Raw genomic sequence first — 24,196 nt, forward strand, 5'->3', positions numbered from 1 at the left:
TTCACTCCTCCGCTGCGGGTACGGGGCCGAACCACGGTCTGCGCTGTCGCATGTCGAACCAGCAGCCGGCCGGGAGCAGATGCAGGCGGACCTGGAAGAGGGCCATCGGATCGTCGTCGCAATCGGCGTATCCGACGGTCGCCTGGTCGGCGTCGACGACGGTCACGACACCGCTGCCGATCACCTCGAAGCGGCCGTCGCGGACCACGATTGCGGTGTCCTCGTCGATGCCGACGCCCAGCCGCCCGGTGTCGAGCGCGATGCCGCTGAGGAGCCGGGGCAACCGGCCGCGTTCGGCGAAGTGCATGTCGATGAGCACGTTGTCGAGCAGGCCGAGGCCGGGACCGATCCGGACGGCGGAGGCGGCGACCTCGTGCCCGTCGCCGCCGAGGATCATCCAGCGGCCCATCGCGGTGGCGCCCGCGCTCGTACCGGCGATGACGAGCCCGTCGCCGCTGAGCCGTCGCCGCAGCAGGGTGTTGGCCTTCGAACCCACGAGGCTGCGGATGCGCGACTGGTCCCCGCCGCTGAACAGGACGCCGGTCGCCTCCCGCAGCACGCTGAGCGACGCCTGGCTGTCGGCGACCGCGCGGTGCGGGAGCCGCAGTTCGGTGACGGAGGCGACGCCGAGCCGGCGGAACACCCGGGTGTACTCGGCGGCAACCTCTTCGGGCATCTCGGTGGCGGTGGTCACCACCACGATGCGGGACTCGCGCGCGCCGGCGAGGGCGACGAACTCCTCCAGGGGCCCGGTGCCGCAGGTGCGGTTCTCCGCGCCGCCGATCACCAGGAGCCGGCCATCGCGGGGGCGCTCCTCCCTTATGTCGGTCACGACAGCTAGTTACCCTATTGTCACTTCAAGTAGTCGACCGGATCGGCGCTTGGAGAAGATGGTCAGGGCGCGGCGGGGTGCACGAGGGGGGCGGCGTGCGCGGCCGGGACGCGATCCTCCGGTTCTTCGACGCGATTGGTGCCATTCCGTCGGACCCGTGGGGGGCGGGCGAGAAGTTCGCGTGCGCCGTCGGTGTCGGTGCCAAGCGGTAGGGTCGCGAAGAATTCACCTAAACGACGCAAAAACTAGGATATGCGTAACTCCCTTCGCCGCCCTGACCGTCACGGGCCTCTCTTACCGGGGCCGGCGGACGCTCCCTGTCGTCGGCTCCATCTCGCTGACCTGGTGGAACATCACGGTGTTCCCCATGATCCGACAGGTCGTCTATCTCATCGGTAAGCTTTGTCTTACCTCCAGGATCTTTCGCTGCCCCCACCACGTCTAAGGGGCTGCTGGATTCGCGACGAGCCGGAAGGACACCGGGAAGGCAAGAAAAAGAGCGGCGCTGGTCATCCTCCGAGAGGCACACTCTCTCCGAAGTGGAGCGAATGGGGGCGCGTAGCCCAGTTTGCTTTGGAGGTGTCATGCCGCACACGGACGTTTATGCTGACGTTCGCCTTATCTACCGTCTTCTTCTGGCGGTCGACGTCGAGAAATACAGCACGCGCGACGCGCGGGGACAGCTGCGCGCCCAGACCGATCTGCGCAACATCCTCAGCCTCGCCGCGCAGAACGTCGGCCTCGACCGCAGCCTCTGGTACGAACAGGTCAGCGGCGATGGCGAGCTCGCGGTGCTGCCCGAAGACGTCGACGTCTCCCTCGTCGTCGGGGACTTCACCCGCCAGCTCGAGACCATCCTGGGCGAGTTCAACCGCGAGAGGACCGGGGGCAGGCGGCTGCGGCTGCGCGTCGCACTGCACCACGGCACTCTCACGCCGGGGCCGTTCGGCCCGGCGGGCGACGCCCCCATCGTCGTCAGCCGGCTGCTGAACGCCAAGCCCCTGCGCCGGGTGCTCGCCGACCAGCAGCACCGGGACGTCGCGCTGATCGTCTCGCAGACGCTGTTCCAGGACGTCGTCCGGACCGGGTTCTGCTCCCTCGACCCGCACGACTTCCACGCGGTCCGGGTGAACGCCAAGGGTGTGCTCTACCACGGCTTCGTGCAGCGGCGCGCGGTCGAGGAGGAGATCGCTCAGCCGGTGCTGCGGGCGGTCGGAGGCGGCGGCGGGGCGGGCGGTTCGAACCTCGTCGCCCTTCCGGGTGGCCTGGGCTGAGGACCACGGCACGGCACGCCGTGATCAGAACAGCGACAGGTCCCAGGTGATGGTGACCGCGGTGGAGTGGCCTCCGCCGTCGGTCACCGTCACCACGGTCTGACCGGCGGGCGTGATGCCCTGACGGTTCAGGATCACCTGGACCGTGGCGTGCTCACCGGCCGGGATCGCGCCGCTCACGTTCGACAGGACGATCTTCGAATCGCCGTTGGACGCGTTCCAGGCGACCTTGCCGTTCTTGGCGGACAGCTGGATGTCGGCGATCTTGGTGTCCGCGCGCAGGTGGACCGAGACGGGCGACACCACGAGCGTGCCCTTGGGCGGCTTCGGCGACTTCTTCGGCGGCTTCGGACTTGTCGACGGGATCAGCTGGGGAAGACTGCCGGGAGGCGGCTGGGACCTCGGGCGAGAGGCCCGCGGCCGCGTCGTCGTGGCCCCATCGGACCGATGCGGCCGGGCGGACGGCGTCTTGGCCTGCGGCTTGCCCTGGCCGGGCCACTCCAGATCCGGGACCGGCATGTTCGGGCCGATGAACATCAGCACGACGACGGCGGTGGCCAGCGCCGCCACCGACCCGCCGCTCGCGAACGCCCAGCGCCGCGCCAGCCGGGACGGCGCGTCCGGCTGACGGGGCATCCCCTCGGCCGTGAGGGCGCCGCCGCGCGCGGCGATCTCCGTACGGTATCCGGCGAGCTCCGGATCGGTGCCGGCGTGCAGCACCCGATGCCGGAGCGCGGCGGGCGGCTCCGGTACGGCCACCGCGTCCACGACCTTCTCGGCCTCGGGGAACTGCCGGTCGGCGCGGATCAGCCGCCGCTGGGCTCGCAGTGTCGTGATGCCGAGCGTCGCGGCCAGATCCTCGCCGGTCAGATCGTGGCGGTGAACGAGGAAGAGCACCTCCCGCTGGAAGAAGTCCAGCCGGGCGAAGGCCTCGTCGGCCGCCATCGCGGCCGGTCGCTTGCGGAGCAGGCAGCGCCGCCGCGCCGAGGCGTACAGCCAGGGGCGGAGTCTCTCGCGTTCGCGCAGACGCGGGGCGCGGCGCGACGCGTCGATGAAGGTGTCGTGTACGACGTCCGCGGCGGCCTTGGAATCGTCGAGGAGCGCCGCACAGTAGTCGTACAGCCGCTCGGCGTACACGTCGTAGAGCGTGGCGAGGGCCTCTTCGTCCCCCTCGTGCAGCGCCTTGACGAGACGCCTGTCGGCGGTGGGGGCGAACCGTGACCACCTTGCCATGCACGTGCTCCACGTATTTGGACGGCGCACTCCTGTTTACACCAGTGTCAAGGATAGGTCACAAGATCACACGAAATAGCGCAAAAGCCGTGACCTGGTCTGCGGATCGATTGGGACGGACGGCGTGATTAGGCATGTTTCGGGAAAACAGGATCTTCACGGAACAATCCTCCTACGCGAAGGGGATTCGATGAGCCCCGCGGAGCAGGAGCTCGAACGCGAACTCCAGGACGAGTACGAGAACCGACCGGACGGACGCCCCGTGGGGCACGGGGCGTCCGCGGCGGGTCAGCGGCCGAAGACCCGGTGCCGGGTCGACACGGCCAGTGCCGAGTCGTCGGAGAAGATCCCGTCGACGCCCAGCCTGTACAGGTCCGCGAGGTACCGCGACGCGTCACCCTCGGCCCTCTTGAAGTTCGGCGCGCTCGGGTCGCCCTGCTGGTACTCGGCGGGCAGGAAGTTGTTCTCCGGCCGCACCGTCCACGGATGCACGTCGAGACCGGCCCGATGCGCGTCCCGTACGAGCGTCGTCGGCGCACCGGCGTGGTTGTTCGCGTCCACCGGAATGATCCGCGAGATCGCCGGACCGATGCCGTCCGCGTACGCCGCGATCCACTTCAGCCCGTCCGGCTTGACCAGATCGTCGTACGAGCGCGGGTCCTTGTTCACGACGAAGTCGTACGGCCGGTTGCCCTGCGTGTCGATCAGCTGGATCAGGCGGATGCTCGTCTTCTTGCGCAGCTCCCGCAGGTTCGCCGTCTCGAACGACTGGATGAACACCTTGTCGTTCCGGCCCTTGAACCCGTACTTCGCCAGGTCCTTCAGCAGCTCGTCCTCCAGCGGCAGGCCGATCGACCGGAAGTACGTCGGGTGCTTCGTCTCCGGGTAGACGCCCACGTGGTGGCCGCGCGCGAACGCCAGCACCTCCTCCAGCGTCGGGATCGGGTCCAGGCCGTCGAACGCGCTGCTCCCCGGCCGCACGTCCGGCAGCCGCTCCTTCGTCCGCAGCGTCCGCAGTTGTGCGATCGTGAAATCCTCGGTGAACCAGTCCGTGCGCTGCACGCCGTCCACCGTCTTGGTCTTCTTCAGGCCGGCGAACTCCGGATGGCTCGCCACGTCGGTCGTGTCGGCCAGCCAGTTGTCGTGCCGGGCGACGAGCACGTGATCCTTCGTCGTCACGACGTCCGGCTCGATGTAGTCGGCGCCCATCTCGGCGGCGAGCTGGTACGCGTGCAGCGTCTCCTCCGGCCGGTACGCGCTGGCGCCACGGTGCGCGATCACGATCGACTCACGCGCCCGTTGGTGCGCCGGAGCGGCGGCACTGCTGCTCGTGGTCGCCACGGCGAACGCCGTACCCGCCGTCGCAAGGGCCAGCCCGCCAGCGAGAGGTCGTCGGGACATGGAATACCTCCTGAGTCGGAACGTGCGAAGGCTCACCGGTTTGCTTAGGGATTCCCAGTGTTACGCCTGTTACGTAGGTCGCTGTGGGGGCGTGGAGTTGCTGTGTTTGTCGAAGGCGGCGGAGCGTTCGGGGTGCATCTGATGACGCTTCGCCGGTGGGTGGCCGACGCCCTGACGGGTTGATCTCGCTCGAATTTTCGAATCATCGAGCGGAATGTCGATGCGGATCGCTACTGTGCGTACGTGTCTCGTCACGTATCGGCAAGAGGGGTGAACGACTCCCGCCCGGACGGGTATCTGGACGTGCTCAACGACCTCACGTGTGAGATCACCGCGGCGCTGCTGGCGGAGGATCGGTTGGCGCGCACCGTCGCCGACGCGCTGGCCGATACGGGCGAGTTCGTGAGGGTGGTGCGGGTGAGGTGTGAGGACCGTTTGGCCCGGTTCGGGGTGGGCTGGCTCAAGCGCCTGTTCGCGGCGGATGGCGTTGAGCTGGAGGTGCTGCACGCCGGCGGGTCCTGTGGCCGGGGTGATCTGTGGATTTCGCGTCCTTGGTGGCGATGTTTGCGGGGCGGGTGTACGGGATGCGGTCGGGCCAGGCGTGCAGGCGGCTGCCGGCCGAGAGTGGGCAGTGCCCGGCGGGTCGTGTCGCATGAGTAGCCGTAAGCTCCCGCTCGCCGAAGGCCAGGCCGCCCGGACCGCGGCCGCCCGCGTGCTTTTGCGTGGCGGGGTGAATGAGAAGACCGGAGAGGCTCTCACGGCGCGGGTGGTGGCCGAGCGGGTGGGCTGGGCCGCTGATTTGGTCGCGGGGATGGTCGCCGGTCTGCTGGCTGGGCGTTGGAACGCCGGTGATGTGGCCGTGCTGGCGGCCGGGGTGGATGATGCGGGTCGGGTCTTACCGTCGAACGCGTGGATGGCGTTGCGCAGGCTGGGCTGGGACGTGAGGGTCCCTGAGGGGTTCAAGGTCAATGACCGGATCGTGCGGATGGCTCAGGAGCAGGCCGGGCGGACCCTGCGATCGGCGCGGCACCGGGCGGAACTGACCGGCGGCCTCCTGGCGACCTGGCCCGCCGACCCGGCCAAGCGCACGCCGGCCGAGTGGGCCGCCGTCCGTGAGGCGATCCCCGACGGCCGGTCCCTGCCCGCCAGTGTGATCAAAGCGCGCACCAGGCAGATCGCCGCCTTCTGCGATGAGCGCGGGCGGCTTCCGGTCGATGTGTTCGACCTGGAGGACGCGCCGCGCGTGGCGCGGATGCTGGTGCTGGCCGCGGTGGACCGCCAGCAGGCCACCCTGGAACGCGCCGAGGACAACCCGGCCAGGGCCCTGCTGCGGCTGCAACTGCCGACCCGCCCGGATCCGCGCTCGTATGCCGACTGGACCTGGGTGGCCTGCCCGATCACGCTGCCGCCCACCGTCCCGCCCGGCGCGGTGCTGCACCTGCCCACTCTGCGCCCCACGACCGGGCCGGGCGGTGGCAGGGTGCACGCCGACCTGGCGTTCTCCCATGCCGTCCCCAAAGCCGCCCGGACCGGGCACACCATTGCGTTGAGCGTGGACTGGGGTCTGAACACCCTGCTCAGTGCCGGGGCCTGCCGGTTGTATCCCGATGGCACGATCACTGCGCTGGGGGCGGGGGCGATGTTTAGGGCCGGTGGGGTGATGGCCCGCCAGCACCGGCTGCGCCGCCACGGCGAACACCTGCACGCCAAAACCGACACCTACACCCACCTCATCGGCGGCACCCCCGACCACGCCCTGGCCGCCAAACACGCCGTGCTGACGGCCGAACGCCGGCACGTGGCCGACCGCCGCTCAGGCCTGAACGACGCACTGGCATGGTCGGCCGCGCGGTGGGCGGTGGACCAGGCCATCGCCGCCGGCGCGACGGTGATCTATGTGGAGGACCTGCGGTCCATGGAGGCCAAAGGCATGGGCCGCACGATGAACACCCGCCTGTCCCAGACCGTACGCGGACAGATCCTCGAACGGATGCGGCACCTGGCCGCCGAGACCGGCATCGCCGTCGTCACCGTCCCCGCCCGCAACACATCCAAGCACTGCCCACAGTGCCTGGTCCCCTTGCGGCACTGCAAAGCACCCGACCGCCCCACCACACCCGGATGGAAATGGGCATACTGCCCCGACCCGCACTGTGGCTGGCAAGGCGACCGCGACCACGGCGCGTGGCGCCGCATCGCCGCCCGCGGGCTGACCCACCAAAACAACACCATCGTCGTCGACCGCGGCACCGGCCAGATGGCCATCCCCCGCGTCATCGACAAGCTCGAAACCGGCGCGGTCGTCACCCCGACCGCAAGTCCTCAGGTCAGCCGGGGTGAGCGGTCCAAGACCGGACCCACCCCGCGCCGAACTCCACGCCCCGCGCCCAGGCGACGCAGGGCACCCTCCACCCCCGGCCCCCAAAGGCCGGCGGGTCAGCGTCCGGAGGGACACGCTCACACGGACCACAAGCCGCCTCGGGCGGCCTGCCGGTACCAGGGCGTGCACACGATCAGCTCAAATACCCCCACCACCCGCCGGCACCGGTCGCGGCACCGGCCCAGGGGGGCGGCGCTGGGCGCGGGCTTCCACCTGCACGCCCACGCCACCCCACCCCGGTGGGCAGATCCCCAACCCGAAACCACAACCGGACCAAGGATCGCTTAGCTAATCAGAGACGCTACTTCCGTGAAATGACGCCGGGGAGACCTCTCCCTTACGGGAAGCCGTCCGGAACCAGCCGTACGTTCTCGTCGCACGCCGGCCCGAACCACGGCTGCCCTTTCATCGTGCCGTGAAAGCCGTCAGCCATCCACGCCGTTGATGAGCCTGCCGTCCGTCGACAAAGGAGGATCCGCGAGCTGGGGAAAGTAGTGTCGGAAGAAGAGATTGGCGGTGAGTTCCCGGCGGCTTCGCACACCCGCTTTGTCGAAAACTGATTTCAAGTGATCCTGCACCGTGTACGGAGAAAGGTGCAGGCGCCGCGCGATCTCATTGGTCGATCTGCCCCGGAGCACATGTTGGGTTATCTGGCGTTCGCGGACGGACAATCCGTAGACGTCGAGGACGATGGCCGTGAGATCTCTCGCCTCCGCGGGCGCGATGGAAACGGCGGTCGCGGGCTCGCCGCCCTGGTCGACCGTCCAGGCGTGCAATGTGAGCCAGCGGCCCGAGCCGATGGGGGCACGGGACCGCACCGGGGTGCCGGGCGTCGCCGTGCGGGCGCGGGTGGCCAGCGCCTGAACAGCGTAGGGGCAGGTCCTGTCGGTGGCCGATCCGCTCTCCTGGAGGTGACCGACCCAGTGCCGGGCGGTGTCCGAGAGCGACCGGACCCGGAGGTCGGCATCGAGCATGATCAGCCCGGGAGCGTCGGGAAGGTCCCCACGGTCGAGGCCCGTCAGCAGCAGCGAACGCCGCAGCGCGTCCGAGGCGGGCCTGCTGATGGCCTCCGCCAGAGCCGTGTCACCGGCGTCGAACGGCCGGCTGTCCTCGCCCCGGCACAGGACCAGAAGACCCCAGACCCGGTCGCCGTCACGGAGCATCACCCGCAGTTCGTCCGCGAGCCCCAGCGGTTCGAGGATCTCCCGGTAGTACTTGCTCGCCGGCAGATCGTGGTGCGTGGACTCGCTGAGCAGGCTGACCCGGGCGGCCCGCTCGGCCAGCGCGCGAATGTTGTCGACGTCGTCCTGCTCGACGTGCTCGATCTGGAAGAGACGGTCCATGTACTCCGGCGGGAAGCCGTGCGCGTGCTGACCGCCGGTGTCCAGCATCGTCGACGGATCGAGCAGGACTCCGCACCACACGTCGGCCGGCATGACCTCCGCCAGCGCCCCGACGGCCCGATCGATGACCTCGACGGCCCCGATATCGGACCGAAGTTCGAACTCGAATCTCCGGACCGAATCAGCGAATGGTCGACCTGGACGTGATTTGGCCACGGTGACATCGTAGTGGGCTATCCCAGAAATCTGGGATTTTTCTCTTTCTCTCGCCGACCTACCATCGATCTCAATGGGGGGGGCGATCAGTAAACGATCTCTCTTGCGCGGATTGCTGGAAAGAGGCATGTCGTATGGCTCAGTCGACGGGGAGCACGCAAACCGAACAGCCGCCGTCTCACGACCACAGAAGGCATCCCTATCGGTCCTACTGGCTTACCGGCGGTATCGCATCCGTCATCGGCGGGATCATCAGCCTGATCGCGACCGTCACCTCAGGATCGGGCTCAGGGTCGGGCTCGGCGCCGGCCCAGATGCCGGCGCCGGTATCCATAACCTCACCGCCATCACCCTTGTCGCCTTCCCCTCCCTCGTCACCGGTCTCCTCTCCGGTCTCCTCCCCGGTCTCATCACCCATCTCGTCACCCGCCTCGTCCCCGGCCATGCCGGTGGGCAACAGCCCGCTGCCCGCCATCGGGGCGATCATGGTCCCGGCGGGGTACACCGCGGCCCTGGTGCACGCGGGGCAGTGGCTCAACACGCCGGTGACCGCCCGGCTGGTCCGGGGAACGAGAGTCCGGATCTACTGCACCGTCCAAGGCGGCCTGGTCGCGGGACCCACCGGCCACCAGAGCACCCTCTGGGACAGGATCGACGGCGGCTACATCCCCGATGTCGACGTCGACACCGGAACGCAGCAGCCGGTCCGCGGCAACTGCGGCACATGAGGACCGCCGGACCCGGCGCCACGCGCGGCGCACGACGCCGGATGCACCGCCTCACCTAGCGCCGGCGACCTCCGGAGCAGACGCCCCGGCCTGGCCGTCCCCGCCCGCAGCCCGATGTGGCGGAAGACATTCGATTCGCGCGCTGAGGTCAAGTCCCGTACACTCTTGCACGCCAGCAGCCGTAGCTCAACGGATAGAGCATCTGACTACGGATCAGAAGGTTGGGGGTTCGAATCCCTCCGGCTGCGCACCAGATCAAAGGCCCGTTCCAGTTCAAGGAACGGGCCTTTGCTTTTGGCCGTGGGAGCCACGCTGGGAGCCACTGGCTCAGGATCCGAACGGATCCCGGAGAGCCAGCAGTATGCGGCCGACGCGTCGTCGTTTGCTTTGCCGCGTGGCCAGCGTTCGCCGTGAGGGTCGCTGTCCTCAGCCACGCGGACCCGGCGGATCAGCTCGGCCGGTCCCTCTTCCCCGAGAAGCTTGAGCGTGTCGGTCCAGTCGGTGAGGCCGAAGCGGTCGACTAGGCGGCTTGCGCCGTCGCTGAGCAGGGCGGCGGCCCGCACGGTGTCGGCCGGAAGCGATCCGGTCAACGCGTGCGTCGCGGCAGCCGGGTCGGTGTTGGCGACCCAGAAGCCTCCTTCGGTGTTGCGGTAGGAGGCGAGGGATTCGGTGTAGGAGCGGAGTGCTTTGGCGTGTTCAGGGCTTCCGGTGGGCAGGGCGTCCATCTCGGAGCGCAGGGTTCGGCTGGTCTGTGCAAGGCGGTCATCGGTCACGACGGTGGGAGCACCGTCGAGGACATCGAGCACCAGGACTGAGTCCGCCAGCACCAGGTATTCCAGGTCACGTCCGTTTCGCCGTACGGCGATCGCCGTCGCGGACGGGGTGCCAGGGTGGGTGAGGTCGCAGGTGTCAGCGTGCATGTCACGTACCCGGTTGATCCCGACCGCGAGCGCTTCGGTGAGCGGCCGGCGGGGCGTGACGCTCGCTTCGATGAGGAGTTGTGCACCGAGTTGGCGCGCGTACCAGGCGACACCATGGGAACACCCGGACTCGGTTCCGGTAGGCGTGCCCGCACCGTCCAAGAGAACGACCACGTCATTTGATGCGGCGACGAAGTCCTCGTTCAGTCGTTCGGTCGATCCGGGAGCCGAGGCGAGCCAGACGCGCATTTACAGGTCCTCGTGCCGATAGAGCGGCGTCAATAGTTCTACATTGCCCGGTTCGTGGGTGTCGGGATCGTAGTCGACGCCCACGACGACGGAGAACGGCTGGTCACCAACCTGGCCCCACAGTGTGGCGATCTCGGTGGTGAGCAGATGCACGACACCGATCGAACCGGGCGGATGGACACCAGCGATCAGCAATACGGTGCCCTTTCCGTCCGGCCGGGGGAGCCTGCCGAGGTATCCGATGTCATGCGACTGCGACGGATCGGCGTCCGTCCCCGCCCGCAGTGTCTTGTCCGCTCGCGAGTCGTACAGCGTCCACCGGCCCTCCGGTGACCGTTGCCAACGCAGTACCGGATCTTTCTCATACGTCTCGCGCACGGGCTTGGACATGCGTGGGCCGCAGATGACCAGCAGGCCAGGCCGGTTCAGGTCGATCTCCCCATTGACTCCGACATGCTCAGAGGAGACTTCCAGGTCGAACGACCGCGCGAGATCTTCCAGCCGCTTGCCGGTGGTCAGGTCATCGAGGGTCACCAGGGTCCGGTCACTGGCGGCGTCAGGCCGAAGGGGAGTCACCACCGTCACCGCACCCGTGCCGAGAAAGGCCCCTTCCGGTGCTGGACCGGTGTGGCGGATCTGGTGAATGCGGCCCCGGCTGAGACCGGCCTGCTTGGCGATCTGGGCGTACGACAGGCCCTGACTGTGCAGATCCTGGATGACCCGCCGCCGTAGCCGTGCCAGCTCGGTGACTTCCTGCTGCGCGGTGGCGAGGCGTTCGGTGGCGAGGCGGAGCAGCACGAACGGGTCTTTGGTGGCCGCGATGCGGTCGACCTCGTGGAGTCGGGAGTAGATCCAGGTCCTCATGGGCGAGTACAGCCGCGGCCTGCCCTACGATCTGATGACCTTCGAGGAGCGTGACCAGGTCGACGCCGAACGCACCGACGCGATCCGAGAGACCGTGTCCAGCCTGCCCTCGCGGCCCGGTACCCGACGCTAAGGAGCCCCCCAACCGTGAAGATCATCGACCGCGTCAAGGCGTACATCCAACAGAAAAAGGGACGCGACCCCCGCTCGACCGGCTACCCGCTCGACGGAGCGGCCGACCCCGCCCCGGCGCAGCGCGACAGCGCAAGGCACAAGCAGAACCGCGATGACAAGAGGCTCGCGGTGTCCACGGCCCACGAGGCGCCGGAGCCCGAACCGGCCACCGAGCCGGCCACGGAACCGGCCACCGAGCCGGCCACCGAGCCGGCCACGGAACCGGCCACGGAACCGGCCACCGAGCCGGCCACCGAGCCGGCCACCGAGCCGGCCACCGAGCCGGCCACCGAGCCGGCCACGGAACCGGCCACGGAACCGGCCACCGAGCCGGCCACGGAACCGGCCACGGAACCGGCCACCGAGCCGGCCACGGAACCGGCCACGGAACCGGCCACCGAGCCGGCCACCGAGCCGGCCACGGCGCCCGCCGCGTGCCCGCGCTGCGGCGCGACCGGCGAGGCGCCCTGCACGACCCCGTCCGGCAAAGCCACGAAGACCCACAAGGGGCGCGAGCAATGAGCAGCGGTGCTGCAGACTCCCGGACGGGTCCGCGGCCATCTAAAGGGGAATGAGTAGGCCCCAGGCGGTCTCTGCCAGACACGCGGGTGGTCCCAGAACTGGTCTCATTTGTGGCCGAGATCAAATAACAGTCGTTGACGTACGCCAAGGTCCGCCGACGTTTCGAGATATGCCTGCTCACCTGTGCAGACGCAGACGCAGACGCAGACGCAGACGCAGACGTCGACGGATCTTGGCGATGAACGGCGGAAGGTCGTTGGACTAACTGCTAATGCGGCTTGGGCTTACCGTCCATCCGGGGTTCAAATCCCCGAGCCTCCGCCCCATGATCAGGGCCTTCCCCACCGAACACAGGGGAAGGCCCTTGATCGTCTCTGGCGCCCGAACGGTCGGCGTTCCGAGGCTGCCCTGCGCGAGCCGGCCGACTCGCTGCGCGAGGAGGAGAGGCCGAACGGACTGCGCGTCACGACCGTGTATCCCGGCGGGACCGCGACCGACCTGCTGGAACGGGTTAGTACCGAGTTCGGGCAGCCGTACGACCCGGATGCCGCCCTCCGCCCGTGCTCGGTTGCCGCTTTCGTCGTCAACGCGCTCGAAGCGCAGGGCGACGTGCACCCGGTTGAGCTGTCGCTACGCGCCACGCCGAAATAGATCGCAGCCCCCTGGACAGTACGCAGACGAGTCCGGTCCTGGTGCTCCGACCGGCGGCGCTGATCGCCGTCCACCGCTGTCCATGACCGGTCAGTGACAGCCGTTCAGGTTGCCCCAGGCGTCCCACTTGGGCCACCAGCCATTGTTGAAGTTGTCGACCGTGTAGATGACCATGTTCCCGTCCGCTTGCAGCGCCAGGACGGTTTGGGGCTCGTTGTCACAGCCCCAGGTGCCGCTGGCCCAGAGCGGGTTGTCGTTGAGGTCGTACAGCACCATGTTTCCGTCTGTCTGGACGGAGAGTACCGACGCGAAACCCTTCGGGTCGCCGTTGGTGCCCGTAGTCCATACGGCATCGTTCGTATTGCCGTCCTGCCCCTCATAGAGCACGACATTGCCGTCGTCCTGGAAGTCGAGGGTCGCCGTCTTGCCGTTATCCAGGGACCAGGAGAACGTTTGGCCACGGAACAGGCATTTGTTGGTGAACCGTAGTTGGTACCCCTTGGGACTGCCGTCGCTGCCGTCATTCCACTTCGCGGCATCTTGCCATTCGGGGCTGGTCCCGCCCGATTTGCACGGCACCGATGCCGTCGCGGTCGGCGCTGTGCCGATGATGGCAACCGTAGCGAGGAGAGTTCCCACGCCGATCACAAGGGCGGAAGTCTTCCTGACGGACATGAACGGTCGGATCTTGGCCATGCTCTCCTCCATGAAGGACCCGGGGTTTCGCCGCATCGGTGCGACGTCATCCAGCACACGAGACAGCCAGGGCCTCCGTATGATCTCCACGGGGGTGAGGTACGTCACACTCATGGATCGGCTCAAGCCATCCGGCGAGCCGTGCCACGGCGTCCTGACAGATTCGGCCACATGTGGTCGATCTTCTTGTTTCCCACTGGGGCCTGCGTGACGGTAATCTCCGCCGGAGTCGCGGGATGCGGGCAGACGAACAGTATGGGTGGTCGGGGGCGATGCGCACTCAGGGGGGCGGCTCCCCTGCCGGCGAGGATTTCCATGAGGTGTTCTGTGCCCTGCTGCCTCGGTTGTACCGGCGAGCGGCGCTGCTGGCTGGACGATCGGGTGCCGAGGACGCGGTCCACGAGGCGTATCTGAAGCTGTCGTCCCGTCCACGGCGGCTGCTGGACCATCCGGAGCCCTACGCTTATGCCTTCGCGGCGATGGTCAGCGTGATCCGTGACGAATGGCGCCGTGATCGCCGACAGGCCCTCGTGCCTCTGACCGGTGACGAGATCGGGTCATGGGACGGTGGCATCGGCCACAGGGAGGCCGAGCTGGAAGCGGTCGAGTTGCTGAGCGGGTTGTCGGCGAAGCAGGCGGCCGCGGTTCTGCTGGTGGATCTCGACGGCTACACCATCGATGAGGCGGCCGACATCCTGGGCGTGCATCGAGGTACGGTCTCCCGAGCAAGAGCACGCGCGTTGTTGGCCCTGCGATCGTCCTTGACCACTGGTACCGGACGAGAGGGGCGGGATGGTGATGGATGAGCAGGCCGGCAGTGAGCAGGACGAACTGCGGGACCTGCTGCGGCGCGCGGACTCCTCGATCCGGATCCCGCCGGGTCTGAATGACCGCGTGATGGGCACGACCGGGGCCGGTGACCGGTGGCGAGCTCGCCGATGGAGCAGATGGCAGCCGGTTGCGGCGGCGATCGCCGCCGCGGTGCTGGCCGGCGGATCCTTCGCCGCAGGCACGAAGTTCGGCCGCCACACCGAGCGGTCTGTACGCCCGGTGACCGCCGGTGCCCTGCCGGCGGACTTGACCGTCTACAACGCCGAACGTCCCTGCCAGAGCCTGCATACGATCGAATGCGGCATCTCCATCAGAGACATCTCACGCGTAAAAGGCAGCATCACGGTGGCCCGCGTCTGGCACGGCGACGTCGTCCACGCCGACTGTGTGACCGCCGACGCCGATCCGGTCACCGACGAGGCCGGGGTATCCTCCACCCGCTGGTACCACGTCACCCTTCCGCACAGCGGCGTGACGGGATGGCTTCCAGGCGTACGGACCCGCAACACCGTCGAGATTCCCCTCTGCACGACTCACTGACGCCGTTGAGCTCATCGTGGAGACGGTGATCGACGCGGCCAGGGCTCGGGCCCACGCGGGTCACGAGTATGGCGTGGTCCTCGCGTAGGTCTGCGTCCCAACGACACCGCGCGGCATCCGTTGTGGATGCCGCGACCCCGAACCGCCAGCCGTTCACCCATCTATCGGGTGAGCGGCTGGTTTTTATTTAAGGGCCTGGTGGGAGGGGCCAGAGATGACAGCAGCGATGACAGCAATACCAGCAGACACCAGCGCACGTGATCAACATTCAGTAGAAGGTCAATCGCACAGTACGAGCCGGTGCGGCGCGGACGATCTGGTCCCGGGTGAGGGTGTCGCGTGGCATGCCGTCACCGTACGCAGCGGCTTGCACAAAGTTCAAGGAAGGACTTGCACAGTGTTCAAGTCGCGGTTAGCGTTCTTCCTGTCGGCCAGTTGAACTAAGTGCAAGTCGAAGTGGAGCCCTCCGGATGAACATCCTCGCCGCCGTCATGCAGCTGCTCGTCGCCGTCGCCTTCGTCAGCATCCCGGTCGTCCGCCACCGCTACGGCGCCGCCGCCAAGGCTGCAGCGGTCGCCGAGCTGCGCCGCCAGAACGTCCGCCCGGAGGTGCTGGAGGAGAACAAGCTCCGCTTCGACGCCGGAGGCCACGAGACCGCCGCTCCGGCCACCGTCGCCGCGATCATGGCCGCGACCGCCGCCCTGAACTTCGCCGACACCGGTCTGGCCCCGCTGATGACCTGGATCTTCTCCTCGCTCACCCTGCTGATGAACGCCGGGATCGTCTACAGCAACCTCACCGCGGTGAAGTCGGTGCGGGCCGCCTTCCGCCGCAAGGGCGACCCGGAACTGGCCCGCGTCGAGGTCACGCCGTTCCTCAAGGCCGCCGAGAACGCCTTCCCCCACTGGGTGCGAGCCCAGACCTACATCCGCAACACGGTGGTCTTCGCCGGCTCAGCCATCGCCCTGGTCGCCGTCTCCTTCTGACAACCCCTCCTGATGAACAGGGCCTTCGCAGCGATGCCGTCGCCGCGAAGGCCCTGTTCACGTGGCGGTCTCGATCCGATCGTTCTTGGCGTCGTCGTCGCGCTGCACCCCGTGATACGTGCGGTCCTCGTCGCCGCAGAGCCCAGCCGCATGCCCAGCGTGGGCGCCCCGCTTGCGGGCCAGCGTCGCGGCGACGTAGGCGCCGAGTCCGAGCGCGCGGTCGGCACCGTACGGCAGAAACGGGGCGGTCCGGCCGTACGGGGGTCGGGTGGGCGCATCCCGTCGATCCGGTCGGGGCGGATCCTGCGATGGCCACGCGGGACGCGCCCACGTTTACGTGCCCCGGTCGAGGCGGGCGAGGATCGCCCGCGCCTCCTCGGGGAACAGGTGGATGAGGCGCTCGAGCGCGGTGAGTTGTGCCTTGCGGCTGGGGTGCCCGACGACGGACACCTCATCGAGCATGCGTCGGAAGTCTCCGACCTCGTCGGCGAGGCTCATGTGGCCGCCGCTTCGATCGCCCGGCACCGCTGCACGAGCCGCATCGGGTCGGGGTCGTCAACGATCACTGGGCCTGTGGTGCACGCGGCGAACGCGGTGTAGGCGCGCCGCCATCTCGACCACATCACCGCCCAGCCGCGGCACGCCGCCTGGACCGCGGCGAGATCCTGGAGACTTGGGTCCGTGACGATCGAACGGCGGACCGGAGGACGCGTCGGTCCGGCCGGCTCGATGCCGGCGAGTCGGCGGATACCCGCGATCACTGCTCGGCCCCGGCAGTCTCGGCGATGTGGAGGACGTTGCCGAGACGGCGGGCCGCCTCGTCGACGTCCTCGACGGGAACCATCGGCTCGTACTCGGGCGGTGCGTCGCGGGTCGGCCCGGACCACTGCCAGTGGTACCACAGGCCGCCCTGGTGCTCGCGTACGACGATCGGCTGCGTCATCCGAGTGTCGCCGGGGTTCCGGACCTCGACGACGCCGTCCGAACGCACCGTGACGTTCAGGCCGTGCCGGATGAGCAGCGGCGCGAGCTTGAGCACCAAGCCCTTGACCGCGTCGATCGATGGTGAGGGATTCGTGTCCTGTGCGTGCACCTCTTGCCTCCCAGTGTCCGCGTGTCCATCAGCTTGACCAGGACACTAGGGAGGGCAGGCAGGAGGCTGACAGGGACGGAACCCACCATCGCCAGCATGGCGTTCATCCGCGATTGGAGGGGTGCGTCCTAGTGTGCGACCCCGAGGAAGTCGGCGAGAGCGAAGATGCCGCGCGGTGGCTTGGGCCGGTCGAGCAACTGCCGGACGATCGCCACCGCCAAGCCATGCCGGCGTATCCAGCCAGGCGCCATCGCGCGGATCGTCCGCAGCGTCTCGACGGCGTCAGCGTCACGGTACGTCTCGGCACGGGCGTGCGCGATGTCGAGCAGGAAGCGCACCTTCCACGACACCGGAGTCTTCCCGGACAGCGGCACCCGTTCGGCCATGGCGAGGACGTTGCCCCAATTTCCAGCCGCGGCCTCGACGGACGCGGCTTGCATCGCGACGGAGGTCGGGCCGAACACGGTGGTCCATCGATCGGTCGAGTCGTCGCCGATCCGGTCGGCCGCCGCCCGCGCAACGGCGAGGAGCTCGCGTGCATCGTCATACCGCTCATGCCGGGCCGCTGCCGTCAGGCCCGACAGCAGGAGCCCGCCGTACACCGCCACGTGGCCCGGTGGCGAGCTGCGGAAGCTCGGTTCAATGCCGTCCGCGGTCGCCACCGCGACCCGTTCGGAGTCGGCGAGTCGGCCGGTTCGGAGGAAGATCCACGAGACGCTGTTGGCGAGCATGGCCGGCATCAGGGGACTACCGGACCGTTCAGCCGGCGCCTGAGCACGGGCGAGGCCGAGCAGGGCGAGGTCTTCGTGCCGGCTCTGGACCATCGTGTGTGCACCGAGCTGGAGGGCCTTGGCAAGGACACCGTTGGCCTCGGTCGCCGTGCCGTTCGTATGCTCGCGGGTCGCCACGCGGGCCTCGGTGATGAGGTCGGGGAGGATCTCGCCGAGGGCGACGAAGTCGCCGGCGTGATAGTTGCCCCACGCGTCCTCAATGCCGCGCCGCAGCGTCGTGACGTCCGGGGCCTCGTCTTCCTCGGCGTGGTCGACGGCGGGAGCGAAGTCGTGCACGGGCGCCAGAGCCTTGCGGATGCGCTTGATATTCGGATCCTGCCGGGCCGGCTCCTGCTCAGCGACGCCGAACAGCAGCGCGGACGTCTCGATGCCGAGGGCGTTCGCCAGGGCGTTCATGGTGGACACCCGCGCGGATTGCCGCTGGCCCTGCTCAAGCTTGCGAATCGTGTCGACGTTCACACCGGAGCGCTCGGCGAGTTGCTCCTGCGTCTGTTCAGCGTGCCGGCGGGCGACCTTGAGCCGGTCACCAATGGACAGGTCGGGGCGAAGGTCCATCGCTTACCCTTTGGTTGTTCCATCAGCTACCGACCAGGCTACGCGCGCATGCAAGGCCCGGTCGGGGAACACGAAGGCCCCGCCAGGCGAACCCGGCGGGGCCTCTCTGTCGTTTGGCTACTCGTCGCGGCCGACGAGACGTAGGTGCCGGGTACCCGGCGCGGGAGCCTGATCTTGGTCGATCTTGTCGTCGACGATGTCCGCGAACAGGTTGACGAGGCGAGGAGTCCGGGCCTGAAGATCTGTCCGCCTTGGCACTACCGAACCTAGGCGAATCCTCGCCTGGGAGATGTGCTGGTCAGCCGCAGTGCGACCAGTCCGAAATCCACTGAGTGGAGCCGTAGTGACCGCCCCACCCGATGCACGATCCTGCGGCGCTGAGCCTCACCGGACCGGCGTAGGTCGAGTAGTTACCCACGTCGTAGACGATCTTCCCGTCGCTTTGGCGCCGTAGCCAAGCCTCGACGGAGGTGGAGTTCGAGCTGTCCTTCCAGGTGACCACGCAGTTGGTGCTGCCGTTGTACATCAGGTAGATGGTGGCCGCGCCCAGATCGTGGGTGTCAATCACATGGTACGAGCCGCCGCCGCACGCCGCGATCGGCGACGATGCCGCCATTGCGGGAGTGCTGACGGCCACGGAGCCAGCGACGGCAGCCGCACCGGCCAGGGCCAGCACGGCCCCCTTGTTGAACTTCCGCACAGAAACCGTCCTCATTAACGTTGAAATGGGGGTAATGATCGTAACGACGGGCGTAATGATCGTACACGTCCGTGCATGCGCTCGATGTGCAACCTCTGCTGGTCACTCCACCCCTGCTGAGGGCAGCTCACGAGGTCGTGTCCGTTGCGTGGGGGTCGTCGACGATCACTGGGCCGGCGGTGCACGCGGCGAACGCGGTGTAGGCGCGCCGTCACGGGTCGGCCCGGACCACTGCCAGTGGTACCAAAGGCCGCCCTGGTGCTCGCGTACGACGATCGGCTGCGTCATCCGAGTGTCGCCGGGGTTCCGGACCTCGACGACGCCATCCCAACGCACCGCGACGTTCAGGCCGTCCTGGATGAGCAGCGGCGCGAGCTTGAGCACCAAGCCCTTGACGGTGGCGGTCGGCGGGGTGGGACCGTTTTCCTGTGCGTGCATCTGTCACTCCCTGAGTTGCACCGGGTCGACGTACTGAGCACGCTATTTGCGCCGGTCACAGCGCAGAAGTGCCAGAGCGTCCCAGTCTTTCAACGCAAAGTAAGCGTCGTTGTGGGACCGCACGTCCTACTCTGAAGTCATGGGCGACGGCCTCACCATCGGCGAGCGGGTAGCGAAGCTCCGCCGGCAACGACACCTCACGCAAGCCGAGCTTGCCGAACGGTCCGGCGTCAGCGTCGACCTCATTCGCAAGCTTGAGCAGAACCAACGCCGGTCGACGAGGATCGGCAGCTTGCAGGCCATTGCAGGTGCGCTCGACGTACAGGTCTCGGCGCTTCTCGACGGCCCTACGGCCAACGACGCGAGCAATGCCGGTGCCGGGATCAGTGAGCTACGCCGTGCGCTCACTCCCGCTGGCCGTTCCCACATCGCCGAGCTCCCCACCGAAACCGAGGTACGGCTGAGCGCGGATGAGGCGTGGAGGCTGCACCAGTGTGGCGACTACGTGCTGTTGGCGCGAGTCCTACCCGACTTGATCGATGGTGCCCGTATTCGCGCTCAAGAGGAGCCGGGAGATAGCGCGTACAGGCTGCTCGCCGAGGCGTACCAACTTGCGGCGATGCTGCTTCTGGGCATCCGCTCCGAAGATCTCGCGTGCGTCGCCGCGGATCGGCTACAGGTCGCCGCGGACAACGCAGGCGACTCTGCGACGACCGCTCGTGCCGCCGACACCTGGGCGTGGATCTACAGCCGGCAGGGCCGTCTCGACGACGCCCAGGGCATCACGCTCAAAGCCGCCGACAAAGCCGAGCCTGCCCGGTTCGGGAGCGCATCACCGGAGGACCTGTCGGTGTGGTGCGGACTGCTTCAGCGTGGCGTCATGGTGGCATCTCGCAAGGACGACGCGGACATGGTCGACGATCTGATCAGCCTTGCCGGAGCGGTCGGCCGCCGGATCGGTGATGACCGCATCGACCAATGGACGGTGTCCGGGCCGACCAACGTGGCAATGCACGCTGTGCGCTCCGCCGTCGAGCTGGGCGACCCGCGTAAGGCACTCAGACTCGCCGATGACGTGCCGCCGTCAGCGTCGCTGCCAACGGCGTGGTGCACCCGTCACCTACTCGACGTCGCGCACGCCCAGTACGCCGTCAAGCGGGATGAGGAAGCCGCATCGACGCTGCTGCGGATCGATCGGCGCGCGCCGGGATGGCTGCCGTATCAGGGCGTCGCGCGGGAAATCGTCACGGAGATGCGGCGCCGGGAACCGCCATCACGGATCCGAGGTCTTAGACAACTCGTCGAGGCGATCGGCATCGACGAGTAGAGACTGCGGTCTACGACGCACCGGCGTGCATCAGACGCCCCGGCGGGTTCGGTTGCGTCCACGGACGTGGTGTACGAGTTTCCGCTGGTGACAGGCGCGGCGAGTCGGTGGCACACAGGTGCCGCCACTCGTGGTGAGTGGCGACACCTGTGTCGGGGGTCGCTGGACCAGAGGAATTCGGGCCGGCGCGAGGTGGGAGGGGTTATCGCGCGGCGAAGACGAGGTCGTCGTCGATGTACTGCGACGCGGTGGAGGCGTGAATCAGCTGGGGGACGGTGATGTTGTGGTTGCTGCCGCTGGCCGGGTCCCAGGCGGAGAAATGGTCCACGATGTACCCACCGTTGAGGTTGGTGTCGCTGGTCGTGTGGTATCCGGCGCTGCCGTACAGCAGGATGTAATGACGGATGTTTGTTCCGGTCGGGTTGCTGGACCAGGGCAGCTTGGACGGGTCAACGAGGTACACGACCGGGTTGGCGTTCGCGATCGACTGGTGTATCTGCTTGAACGCCAGCTCCGACGACTGGCCGGACGGCCCGAAGTCGTACAGGTGATATTTGTCGATCGACCCCGGCTTGTACTTGTTGAGCACCCCCGCCAGCTTGCTCGGGAACGTGAAGCCGTACCGGTTGGTCTGCAGGTTGCTGGTGCTGGCCAGCGTGTTCTGCGAGGGCGCCGAGCCCTTGATCGTCCATAGCGCCGCCTGAACGGTCGCGGGGCCGCAGTACTTCGCGGAGTTCTCCTGCTTCTTGCCGTTCGCGTGCATGCCACGAAGGATCATCGTCGGACGCTTGCTGCCGGCGATGATGATGTAGCCGTTGCCGTTCTGGACGACCCGATTGGCGGGCAGCCACGTGGTCGAGCACTGCTTATTGGCGCCCTTTGCCAGGGTTCCCGAGCAGGTCACCGTGCTGCTGATGTCCGACTTCCCGGGCACCTGAAGGTAGACACCGCCCTTGACCGCTCGCTTGGCCGAGGTCTTGACGCGAATGACGATTCGGGCCTTGGCGAACCCAGCGTTGTGTTGCATGCACGCGGTGTATGCGACGTTCTTATATGTACGAGAGTTGGTGCAGGTCTCGTACTTGGCTCCGCTCTGGCCGCCCCAACTTGCAGCATCGGCCGGTGCTACCAGCAGGATTGACGCAACGGCCGTTCCAGCTAGCACGACAGGTATTCTCACTTTGCTCCTTCGGGGGGATCGCCGCAAAATTCCTGCATCGGCCAAAATACGGATCCAAGATCAACAAAACAAGATCAAGTTGTGGTCGGTGGGCGGCCGGCTTCCAGAAAGACGTCGCCGTCGGGCCTGGGGGCTGGTTCGACCCGCACCTGAGAAAAGTCACCGACTCGGAGCGCCTGCACAGTCTGGTCAGCCATCGCCGGTCAGCCGCCTGAGCGCGTGCACATAGCTCGGCAAAGGACACCGGGACAGCGGGGAACGTCCCGTGATGTCCGGTCCGACCTGGGCTTTGCCGAGCTTTCAGTTCGTGGCGATGCGTCCGATCGGCCATCGGTGAGCGACCAACGAGACGTCGTGGTCGAACGGGTGCCGGCGTGCGACGCGAGGGTACTTCGCGGGCGGCGGGCACGGGATCCTGCTCTTCTGGACCGGCTGCCTCGCTCGTGGGCTCCTCGTGGCCCTCCCCGTCGGCGTCGTCGCTGAGCCGGCACTCGGACTGGTGTACGACCAGGCCTTCTGAGTTCGGCTCCGTCACGGCTCAGATCGGGTGGTCAGGCAGGCCAGGCATTCATCCGCCCGCAAGCCGGACGGGAGACCTCCTATGCGATGATCAACCCGCTCGTGATCGTTGGGGAAGGGGAACGCATGTCCATGCGTCGCAGAATCGCAATGGCGGCGACCGTCGCACTGGCCTCCTCCTGGGCCGTCGGCGCGGCCGCACCGGCGTACGCGACCGGTCCCTGTGGAAGCGGCTACACGCGGATCGACGTCTACGACATCTCCACGAAGAGCGGTGTGAAGAAGGGCTCCCTGGAGCTCTACTACGATTCCGCTTCCGGGAAGAATTGCGCCCTCGCGTACGGCGTCGGCAGCACGTATGGCACGACGACCTTCAAGCAGGTCAAGATCGCCCGATCCACCGACCCGCTCTGGACGCCCGACCAAGGCTACTTCAAGTACTACGCGGGTCCGGTGTCCGTCTCGGCCGCGGGCGTGTGCATCGACCTTGAGGCGCAGATCGGCACCGACGCCTACGCGCTCGAGAACAACGTCCACTGCCACTAGAGACGACATCGCCGGGGCATCGCTCGTCGCCCGTCGGCCCCCTGGATGTGCGTGCACACAGCTCGGCAAAGGACGCCGGGGCAGGGTGGAACGTCCTGCGATGTCCGTCCCGACTCGGGACTTTGCCGAGCTTTCGGTGCGGCATCCCCGCGTCTTCGCTCAGGAGGTCGCGGCGCAGGGGGATGACGGGCGGGGTCTGCGTTTGCGGGCGAGGAAATAGCCGCGCTGGGCCTCTTTCGGCCTCACCGGCAGGCGCGCGTGTCGTTCGAGCGACCTCGGCGAATCCGGCGTCCCGCAACAGATCGGCGATGCGTCCGATCGGCCATCGGTGGGCGACCAACGAGACGTCGTGGCCGAATGCTCGCGTCGGGCGCAGTGGCTCCTCGCCGATCCGAAAGACGAGCAGGACGTGCCCAGGTGGTCAACCCAGCCGGAAGCCAGGCGGGAGACTCCGTATGCGATGATCAACCCATTCATGATCATTGGGGAAAGGAAACACATGTCCATGCGTCGCAGAATCGCAGTAGCGGCGACCGTCGCACTGGCCTCCTCCTGGGCCGTCGGCGCGGCCGCACCGGCGTACGCGACCGGTCCCTGTGGAAGCGGCTACACGCGGATCGACGTCTATGACATCTCCACGAAGAGCGGTGTGAAGAAGGGCTCCCTGGAGCTCTACTACAGCTCCGCTTCCGGGAAGAACTGTGCCCTCGCCTACGGTGTCGGCAGCACGTACGGAACGACGACCTACAAGTCGGTGTCCATCGCCCGGTCCGGCGATTACTGGACGCCAGACTTCGGCGACTTCAAGTACTACGCGGGTCCGGTGTACGTCTCGGCCGCAAACACCTGCATCGATCTCGAGGGGCAGATCGGCAGCGACGCCGACCGTGTCGTGAACGGTGTGCACTGCGGTTAGGGGAAGCGCTCGTCGACGAAGGCGTCGCGGCCTGGGTGTACGCGGTCCCGCGGCTCGGAACCACGCCGCTGTTCCGGCTCTGGAACCCGGTTATTCACGACCACTTCTACACGACCTCCGTCGATGAGCGGAACAACGCGGTAGTGAGGTACGGCTACGTCAGCGAAGGCGTCGCCTGCGAGGTTTACCCATAAAACGATGGCCAAGGGCACCTACGCCCGCATCATCCTGACCACCGCCGACCTCGACGGCACCTTCGCGCGGCTGCAGGCCAGGCCCCTGCCCGCGTCA

At 67.7% G+C, this 24,196-nt stretch carries 29 protein-coding genes and 1 tRNA gene; 15 read left to right on the forward strand and 15 right to left on the reverse strand.

Going from position 1 to position 24,196, the window contains the following annotated elements:
- Position 1: 1 nt before the first annotated feature.
- Complete coding sequence (locus tag NE236_RS34410; protein WP_252846415.1) at positions 2-832, reverse strand: cyanophycinase; 831 nt, start codon at positions 830-832, stop codon at positions 2-4.
- Between the two features lie 584 nt (positions 833-1,416).
- Between NE236_RS34410 and NE236_RS34415 the strand changes: the two genes are divergently transcribed.
- Positions 1,417-2,106 carry a hypothetical protein gene (locus NE236_RS34415; RefSeq protein WP_252846416.1) on the forward strand — a complete coding sequence of 230 codons (690 nt, stop codon included), beginning with the start codon at positions 1,417-1,419 and terminating at the stop codon, positions 2,104-2,106.
- A 24-nt stretch (positions 2,107-2,130) separates the two neighbouring features.
- On the opposite strand, the gene NE236_RS34420 is transcribed toward NE236_RS34415, so the two are convergent.
- A complete protein-coding gene (locus NE236_RS34420; RefSeq protein WP_252846417.1) occupies positions 2,131-3,339 on the reverse strand; it encodes an RNA polymerase sigma factor in 1,209 nt (402 codons plus the stop codon).
- 288 nt (positions 3,340-3,627) lie between these two features.
- Positions 3,628-4,740 carry a glycerophosphodiester phosphodiesterase gene (locus NE236_RS34425; RefSeq protein ID WP_252846418.1) on the reverse strand — a complete coding sequence of 371 codons (1,113 nt, stop codon included), beginning with the start codon at positions 4,738-4,740 and terminating at the stop codon, positions 3,628-3,630.
- Between the two features lie 270 nt (positions 4,741-5,010).
- Here NE236_RS34425 and NE236_RS34430 point away from each other — a divergent pair, with 270 nt between their 5' ends.
- Positions 5,011-5,400 carry a hypothetical protein gene (locus NE236_RS34430; RefSeq protein ID WP_252846419.1) on the forward strand — a complete coding sequence of 130 codons (390 nt, stop codon included), beginning with the start codon at positions 5,011-5,013 and terminating at the stop codon, positions 5,398-5,400.
- Entirely contained in the window at positions 5,393-7,408 is a 2,016-nt protein-coding gene (locus tag NE236_RS34435; RefSeq protein WP_252846420.1) for a zinc ribbon domain-containing protein, read from the forward strand. The genes NE236_RS34430 and NE236_RS34435 overlap by 8 nt, the downstream gene beginning before the upstream one ends.
- Positions 7,409-7,545: 137 nt before the next feature.
- On the opposite strand, the gene NE236_RS34440 is transcribed toward NE236_RS34435, so the two are convergent.
- Entirely contained in the window at positions 7,546-8,679 is a 1,134-nt protein-coding gene (locus NE236_RS34440; protein WP_252846421.1) for a LuxR C-terminal-related transcriptional regulator, read from the reverse strand.
- Positions 8,680-8,887: 208 nt separating this feature from the next.
- Entirely contained in the window at positions 8,888-9,124 is a 237-nt protein-coding gene (locus NE236_RS34445; RefSeq protein WP_252846422.1) for a hypothetical protein, read from the reverse strand.
- Between NE236_RS34445 and NE236_RS34450 the strand changes: the two genes are divergently transcribed.
- Positions 9,123-9,407, forward strand: coding sequence for a hypothetical protein (locus tag NE236_RS34450; protein WP_252846423.1), 285 nt, complete (start codon positions 9,123-9,125; stop codon positions 9,405-9,407). The genes NE236_RS34445 and NE236_RS34450 overlap by 2 nt on opposite strands.
- A gap of 175 nt (positions 9,408-9,582) precedes the next feature.
- Positions 9,583-9,655, forward strand: a tRNA-Arg gene (locus tag NE236_RS34455).
- Here the strand turns inward: NE236_RS34455 and NE236_RS34460 are convergent.
- Positions 9,614-10,576, reverse strand: coding sequence for a protein phosphatase 2C domain-containing protein (locus tag NE236_RS34460; protein ID WP_308209192.1), 963 nt, complete (start codon positions 10,574-10,576; stop codon positions 9,614-9,616). The genes NE236_RS34455 and NE236_RS34460 overlap by 42 nt on opposite strands.
- Positions 10,577-11,440, reverse strand: coding sequence for a sigma factor-like helix-turn-helix DNA-binding protein (locus NE236_RS34465; RefSeq protein ID WP_252846424.1), 864 nt, complete (start codon positions 11,438-11,440; stop codon positions 10,577-10,579).
- Here NE236_RS34465 and NE236_RS44025 point away from each other — a divergent pair.
- The 3 genes from NE236_RS44025 to NE236_RS34475 all read left to right on the forward strand — a co-directional run bounded on the left by NE236_RS44025 (position 11,439) and on the right by NE236_RS34475 (position 12,787).
- Entirely contained in the window at positions 11,439-11,573 is a 135-nt protein-coding gene (locus tag NE236_RS44025; protein WP_289851250.1) for a hypothetical protein, read from the forward strand. The genes NE236_RS34465 and NE236_RS44025 overlap by 2 nt on opposite strands.
- Before the next feature lie 14 nt (positions 11,574-11,587).
- Positions 11,588-12,136 carry a hypothetical protein gene (locus tag NE236_RS34470; RefSeq protein ID WP_252846425.1) on the forward strand — a complete coding sequence of 183 codons (549 nt, stop codon included), beginning with the start codon at positions 11,588-11,590 and terminating at the stop codon, positions 12,134-12,136.
- A 183-nt stretch (positions 12,137-12,319) separates the two neighbouring features.
- On the forward strand, positions 12,320-12,787 hold the full coding sequence (locus NE236_RS34475; protein WP_252846426.1) for an SDR family oxidoreductase: 468 nt from the start codon (positions 12,320-12,322) through the stop codon (positions 12,785-12,787).
- Positions 12,788-12,877: 90 nt separating this feature from the next.
- Here the strand turns inward: NE236_RS34475 and NE236_RS34480 are convergent, their stop codons facing one another.
- The gene (locus tag NE236_RS34480) at positions 12,878-13,483 is read right to left on the reverse strand and encodes a hypothetical protein (RefSeq protein ID WP_252846427.1); all 606 of its coding nucleotides are present in this window, start codon (positions 13,481-13,483) and stop codon (positions 12,878-12,880) included.
- A gap of 236 nt (positions 13,484-13,719) precedes the next feature.
- Between NE236_RS34480 and NE236_RS34485 the strand changes: the two genes are divergently transcribed.
- From NE236_RS34485 to NE236_RS34495, 3 genes are all read left to right on the forward strand, one after another.
- Complete coding sequence (locus NE236_RS34485; protein WP_252846428.1) at positions 13,720-14,289, forward strand: RNA polymerase sigma factor; 570 nt, start codon at positions 13,720-13,722, stop codon at positions 14,287-14,289.
- Complete coding sequence (locus NE236_RS34490; RefSeq protein WP_252846429.1) at positions 14,282-14,854, forward strand: hypothetical protein; 573 nt, start codon at positions 14,282-14,284, stop codon at positions 14,852-14,854. Before NE236_RS34485 ends, NE236_RS34490 begins: the two co-directional genes overlap by 8 nt.
- Before the next feature lie 470 nt (positions 14,855-15,324).
- Entirely contained in the window at positions 15,325-15,840 is a 516-nt protein-coding gene (locus NE236_RS34495; protein ID WP_252846430.1) for a hypothetical protein, read from the forward strand.
- 333 nt (positions 15,841-16,173) lie between these two features.
- Here the strand turns inward: NE236_RS34495 and NE236_RS34500 are convergent, their stop codons facing one another.
- The 6 genes from NE236_RS34500 to NE236_RS34525 form a co-directional block, all read right to left on the reverse strand.
- Positions 16,174-16,338: a hypothetical protein gene (locus NE236_RS34500; protein WP_252846431.1), complete on the reverse strand. Its 165-nt coding sequence runs from the start codon at positions 16,336-16,338 to the stop codon at positions 16,174-16,176.
- Between the two features lie 259 nt (positions 16,339-16,597).
- Positions 16,598-16,933: a hypothetical protein gene (locus NE236_RS34505; protein ID WP_252846432.1), complete on the reverse strand. Its 336-nt coding sequence runs from the start codon at positions 16,931-16,933 to the stop codon at positions 16,598-16,600.
- A 128-nt stretch (positions 16,934-17,061) separates the two neighbouring features.
- Positions 17,062-18,279 (reverse strand): helix-turn-helix domain-containing protein, encoded by a 1,218-nt coding sequence (locus tag NE236_RS34510; protein WP_252846433.1) that lies wholly within the window; start codon positions 18,277-18,279, stop codon positions 17,062-17,064.
- A 117-nt stretch (positions 18,280-18,396) separates the two neighbouring features.
- Positions 18,397-18,537 carry a hypothetical protein gene (locus NE236_RS34515; protein ID WP_252846434.1) on the reverse strand — a complete coding sequence of 47 codons (141 nt, stop codon included), beginning with the start codon at positions 18,535-18,537 and terminating at the stop codon, positions 18,397-18,399.
- 40 nt (positions 18,538-18,577) lie between these two features.
- Positions 18,578-18,979, reverse strand: a complete 402-nt coding sequence (locus NE236_RS34520) for a spore-associated protein A (RefSeq protein ID WP_252846435.1) — start codon at positions 18,977-18,979, stop codon at positions 18,578-18,580.
- A 165-nt stretch (positions 18,980-19,144) separates the two neighbouring features.
- Positions 19,145-19,417, reverse strand: a complete 273-nt coding sequence (locus NE236_RS34525) for a hypothetical protein (protein ID WP_252846436.1) — start codon at positions 19,415-19,417, stop codon at positions 19,145-19,147.
- Between the two features lie 139 nt (positions 19,418-19,556).
- Between NE236_RS34525 and NE236_RS34530 the strand changes: the two genes are divergently transcribed.
- Entirely contained in the window at positions 19,557-20,744 is a 1,188-nt protein-coding gene (locus NE236_RS34530; RefSeq protein ID WP_252846437.1) for a helix-turn-helix domain-containing protein, read from the forward strand.
- A 202-nt stretch (positions 20,745-20,946) separates the two neighbouring features.
- Here the strand turns inward: NE236_RS34530 and NE236_RS34535 are convergent, their stop codons facing one another.
- On the reverse strand, positions 20,947-21,771 hold the full coding sequence (locus NE236_RS34535) for a C39 family peptidase (protein WP_252846438.1): 825 nt from the start codon (positions 21,769-21,771) through the stop codon (positions 20,947-20,949).
- An 804-nt stretch (positions 21,772-22,575) separates the two neighbouring features.
- Between NE236_RS34535 and NE236_RS34540 the strand changes: the two genes are divergently transcribed.
- The 3 genes from NE236_RS34540 to NE236_RS45335 all read left to right on the forward strand — a co-directional run bounded on the left by NE236_RS34540 (position 22,576) and on the right by NE236_RS45335 (position 24,099).
- The gene (locus NE236_RS34540) at positions 22,576-22,989 is read left to right on the forward strand and encodes a hypothetical protein (RefSeq protein WP_252846439.1); all 414 of its coding nucleotides are present in this window, start codon (positions 22,576-22,578) and stop codon (positions 22,987-22,989) included.
- A 505-nt stretch (positions 22,990-23,494) separates the two neighbouring features.
- Positions 23,495-23,905, forward strand: coding sequence for a spore-associated protein A (locus tag NE236_RS34545; protein WP_252846440.1), 411 nt, complete (start codon positions 23,495-23,497; stop codon positions 23,903-23,905).
- A complete protein-coding gene (locus NE236_RS45335) occupies positions 23,896-24,099 on the forward strand; it encodes a hypothetical protein (protein ID WP_443612862.1) in 204 nt (67 codons plus the stop codon). The genes NE236_RS34545 and NE236_RS45335 overlap by 10 nt, the downstream gene beginning before the upstream one ends.
- Positions 24,100-24,196: the final 97 nt, after the last annotated feature.

The sequence above is a fragment of the Actinoallomurus purpureus genome, assembly GCF_024055795.1.
GTDB lineage: Bacteria > Actinomycetota > Actinomycetes > Streptosporangiales > Streptosporangiaceae > Actinoallomurus > Actinoallomurus purpureus.

Coding starts and splice junctions, on each gene's coding strand:
- NE236_RS34415 (WP_252846416.1), top strand. CDS start 1,417: ATGCCGCACACGGACGTTTATGCTGACGTTCGCCTTATCTACCGTCTT.
- NE236_RS34420 (WP_252846417.1), bottom strand. CDS start 3,339: ATGGCAAGGTGGTCACGGTTCGCCCCCACCGCCGACAGGCGTCTCGTC.
- NE236_RS34425 (WP_252846418.1), bottom strand. CDS start 4,740: ATGTCCCGACGACCTCTCGCTGGCGGGCTGGCCCTTGCGACGGCGGGT.
- NE236_RS34435 (WP_252846420.1), top strand. CDS start 5,393: ATGAGTAGCCGTAAGCTCCCGCTCGCCGAAGGCCAGGCCGCCCGGACC.
- NE236_RS34450 (WP_252846423.1), top strand. CDS start 9,123: ATGCCGGTGGGCAACAGCCCGCTGCCCGCCATCGGGGCGATCATGGTC.
- NE236_RS34445 (WP_252846422.1), bottom strand. CDS start 9,124: ATGGCCGGGGACGAGGCGGGTGACGAGATGGGTGATGAGACCGGGGAG.
- NE236_RS34460 (WP_308209192.1), bottom strand. CDS start 10,576: ATGCGCGTCTGGCTCGCCTCGGCTCCCGGATCGACCGAACGACTGAAC.
- NE236_RS44025 (WP_289851250.1), top strand. CDS start 11,439: ATGGGCGAGTACAGCCGCGGCCTGCCCTACGATCTGATGACCTTCGAG.
- NE236_RS34465 (WP_252846424.1), bottom strand. CDS start 11,440: ATGAGGACCTGGATCTACTCCCGACTCCACGAGGTCGACCGCATCGCG.
- NE236_RS34480 (WP_252846427.1), bottom strand. CDS start 13,483: ATGGCCAAGATCCGACCGTTCATGTCCGTCAGGAAGACTTCCGCCCTT.
- NE236_RS34485 (WP_252846428.1), top strand. CDS start 13,720: ATGCGGGCAGACGAACAGTATGGGTGGTCGGGGGCGATGCGCACTCAG.
- NE236_RS34490 (WP_252846429.1), top strand. CDS start 14,282: ATGGATGAGCAGGCCGGCAGTGAGCAGGACGAACTGCGGGACCTGCTG.
- NE236_RS34495 (WP_252846430.1), top strand. CDS start 15,325: ATGAACATCCTCGCCGCCGTCATGCAGCTGCTCGTCGCCGTCGCCTTC.
- NE236_RS34500 (WP_252846431.1), bottom strand. CDS start 16,338: ATGAGCCTCGCCGACGAGGTCGGAGACTTCCGACGCATGCTCGATGAG.
- NE236_RS34510 (WP_252846433.1), bottom strand. CDS start 18,279: ATGGACCTTCGCCCCGACCTGTCCATTGGTGACCGGCTCAAGGTCGCC.
- NE236_RS34525 (WP_252846436.1), bottom strand. CDS start 19,417: ATGCACGCACAGGAAAACGGTCCCACCCCGCCGACCGCCACCGTCAAG.
- NE236_RS34530 (WP_252846437.1), top strand. CDS start 19,557: ATGGGCGACGGCCTCACCATCGGCGAGCGGGTAGCGAAGCTCCGCCGG.
- NE236_RS34535 (WP_252846438.1), bottom strand. CDS start 21,771: ATGCAACACAACGCTGGGTTCGCCAAGGCCCGAATCGTCATTCGCGTC.
- NE236_RS34540 (WP_252846439.1), top strand. CDS start 22,576: ATGCGTCGCAGAATCGCAATGGCGGCGACCGTCGCACTGGCCTCCTCC.
- NE236_RS34545 (WP_252846440.1), top strand. CDS start 23,495: ATGCGTCGCAGAATCGCAGTAGCGGCGACCGTCGCACTGGCCTCCTCC.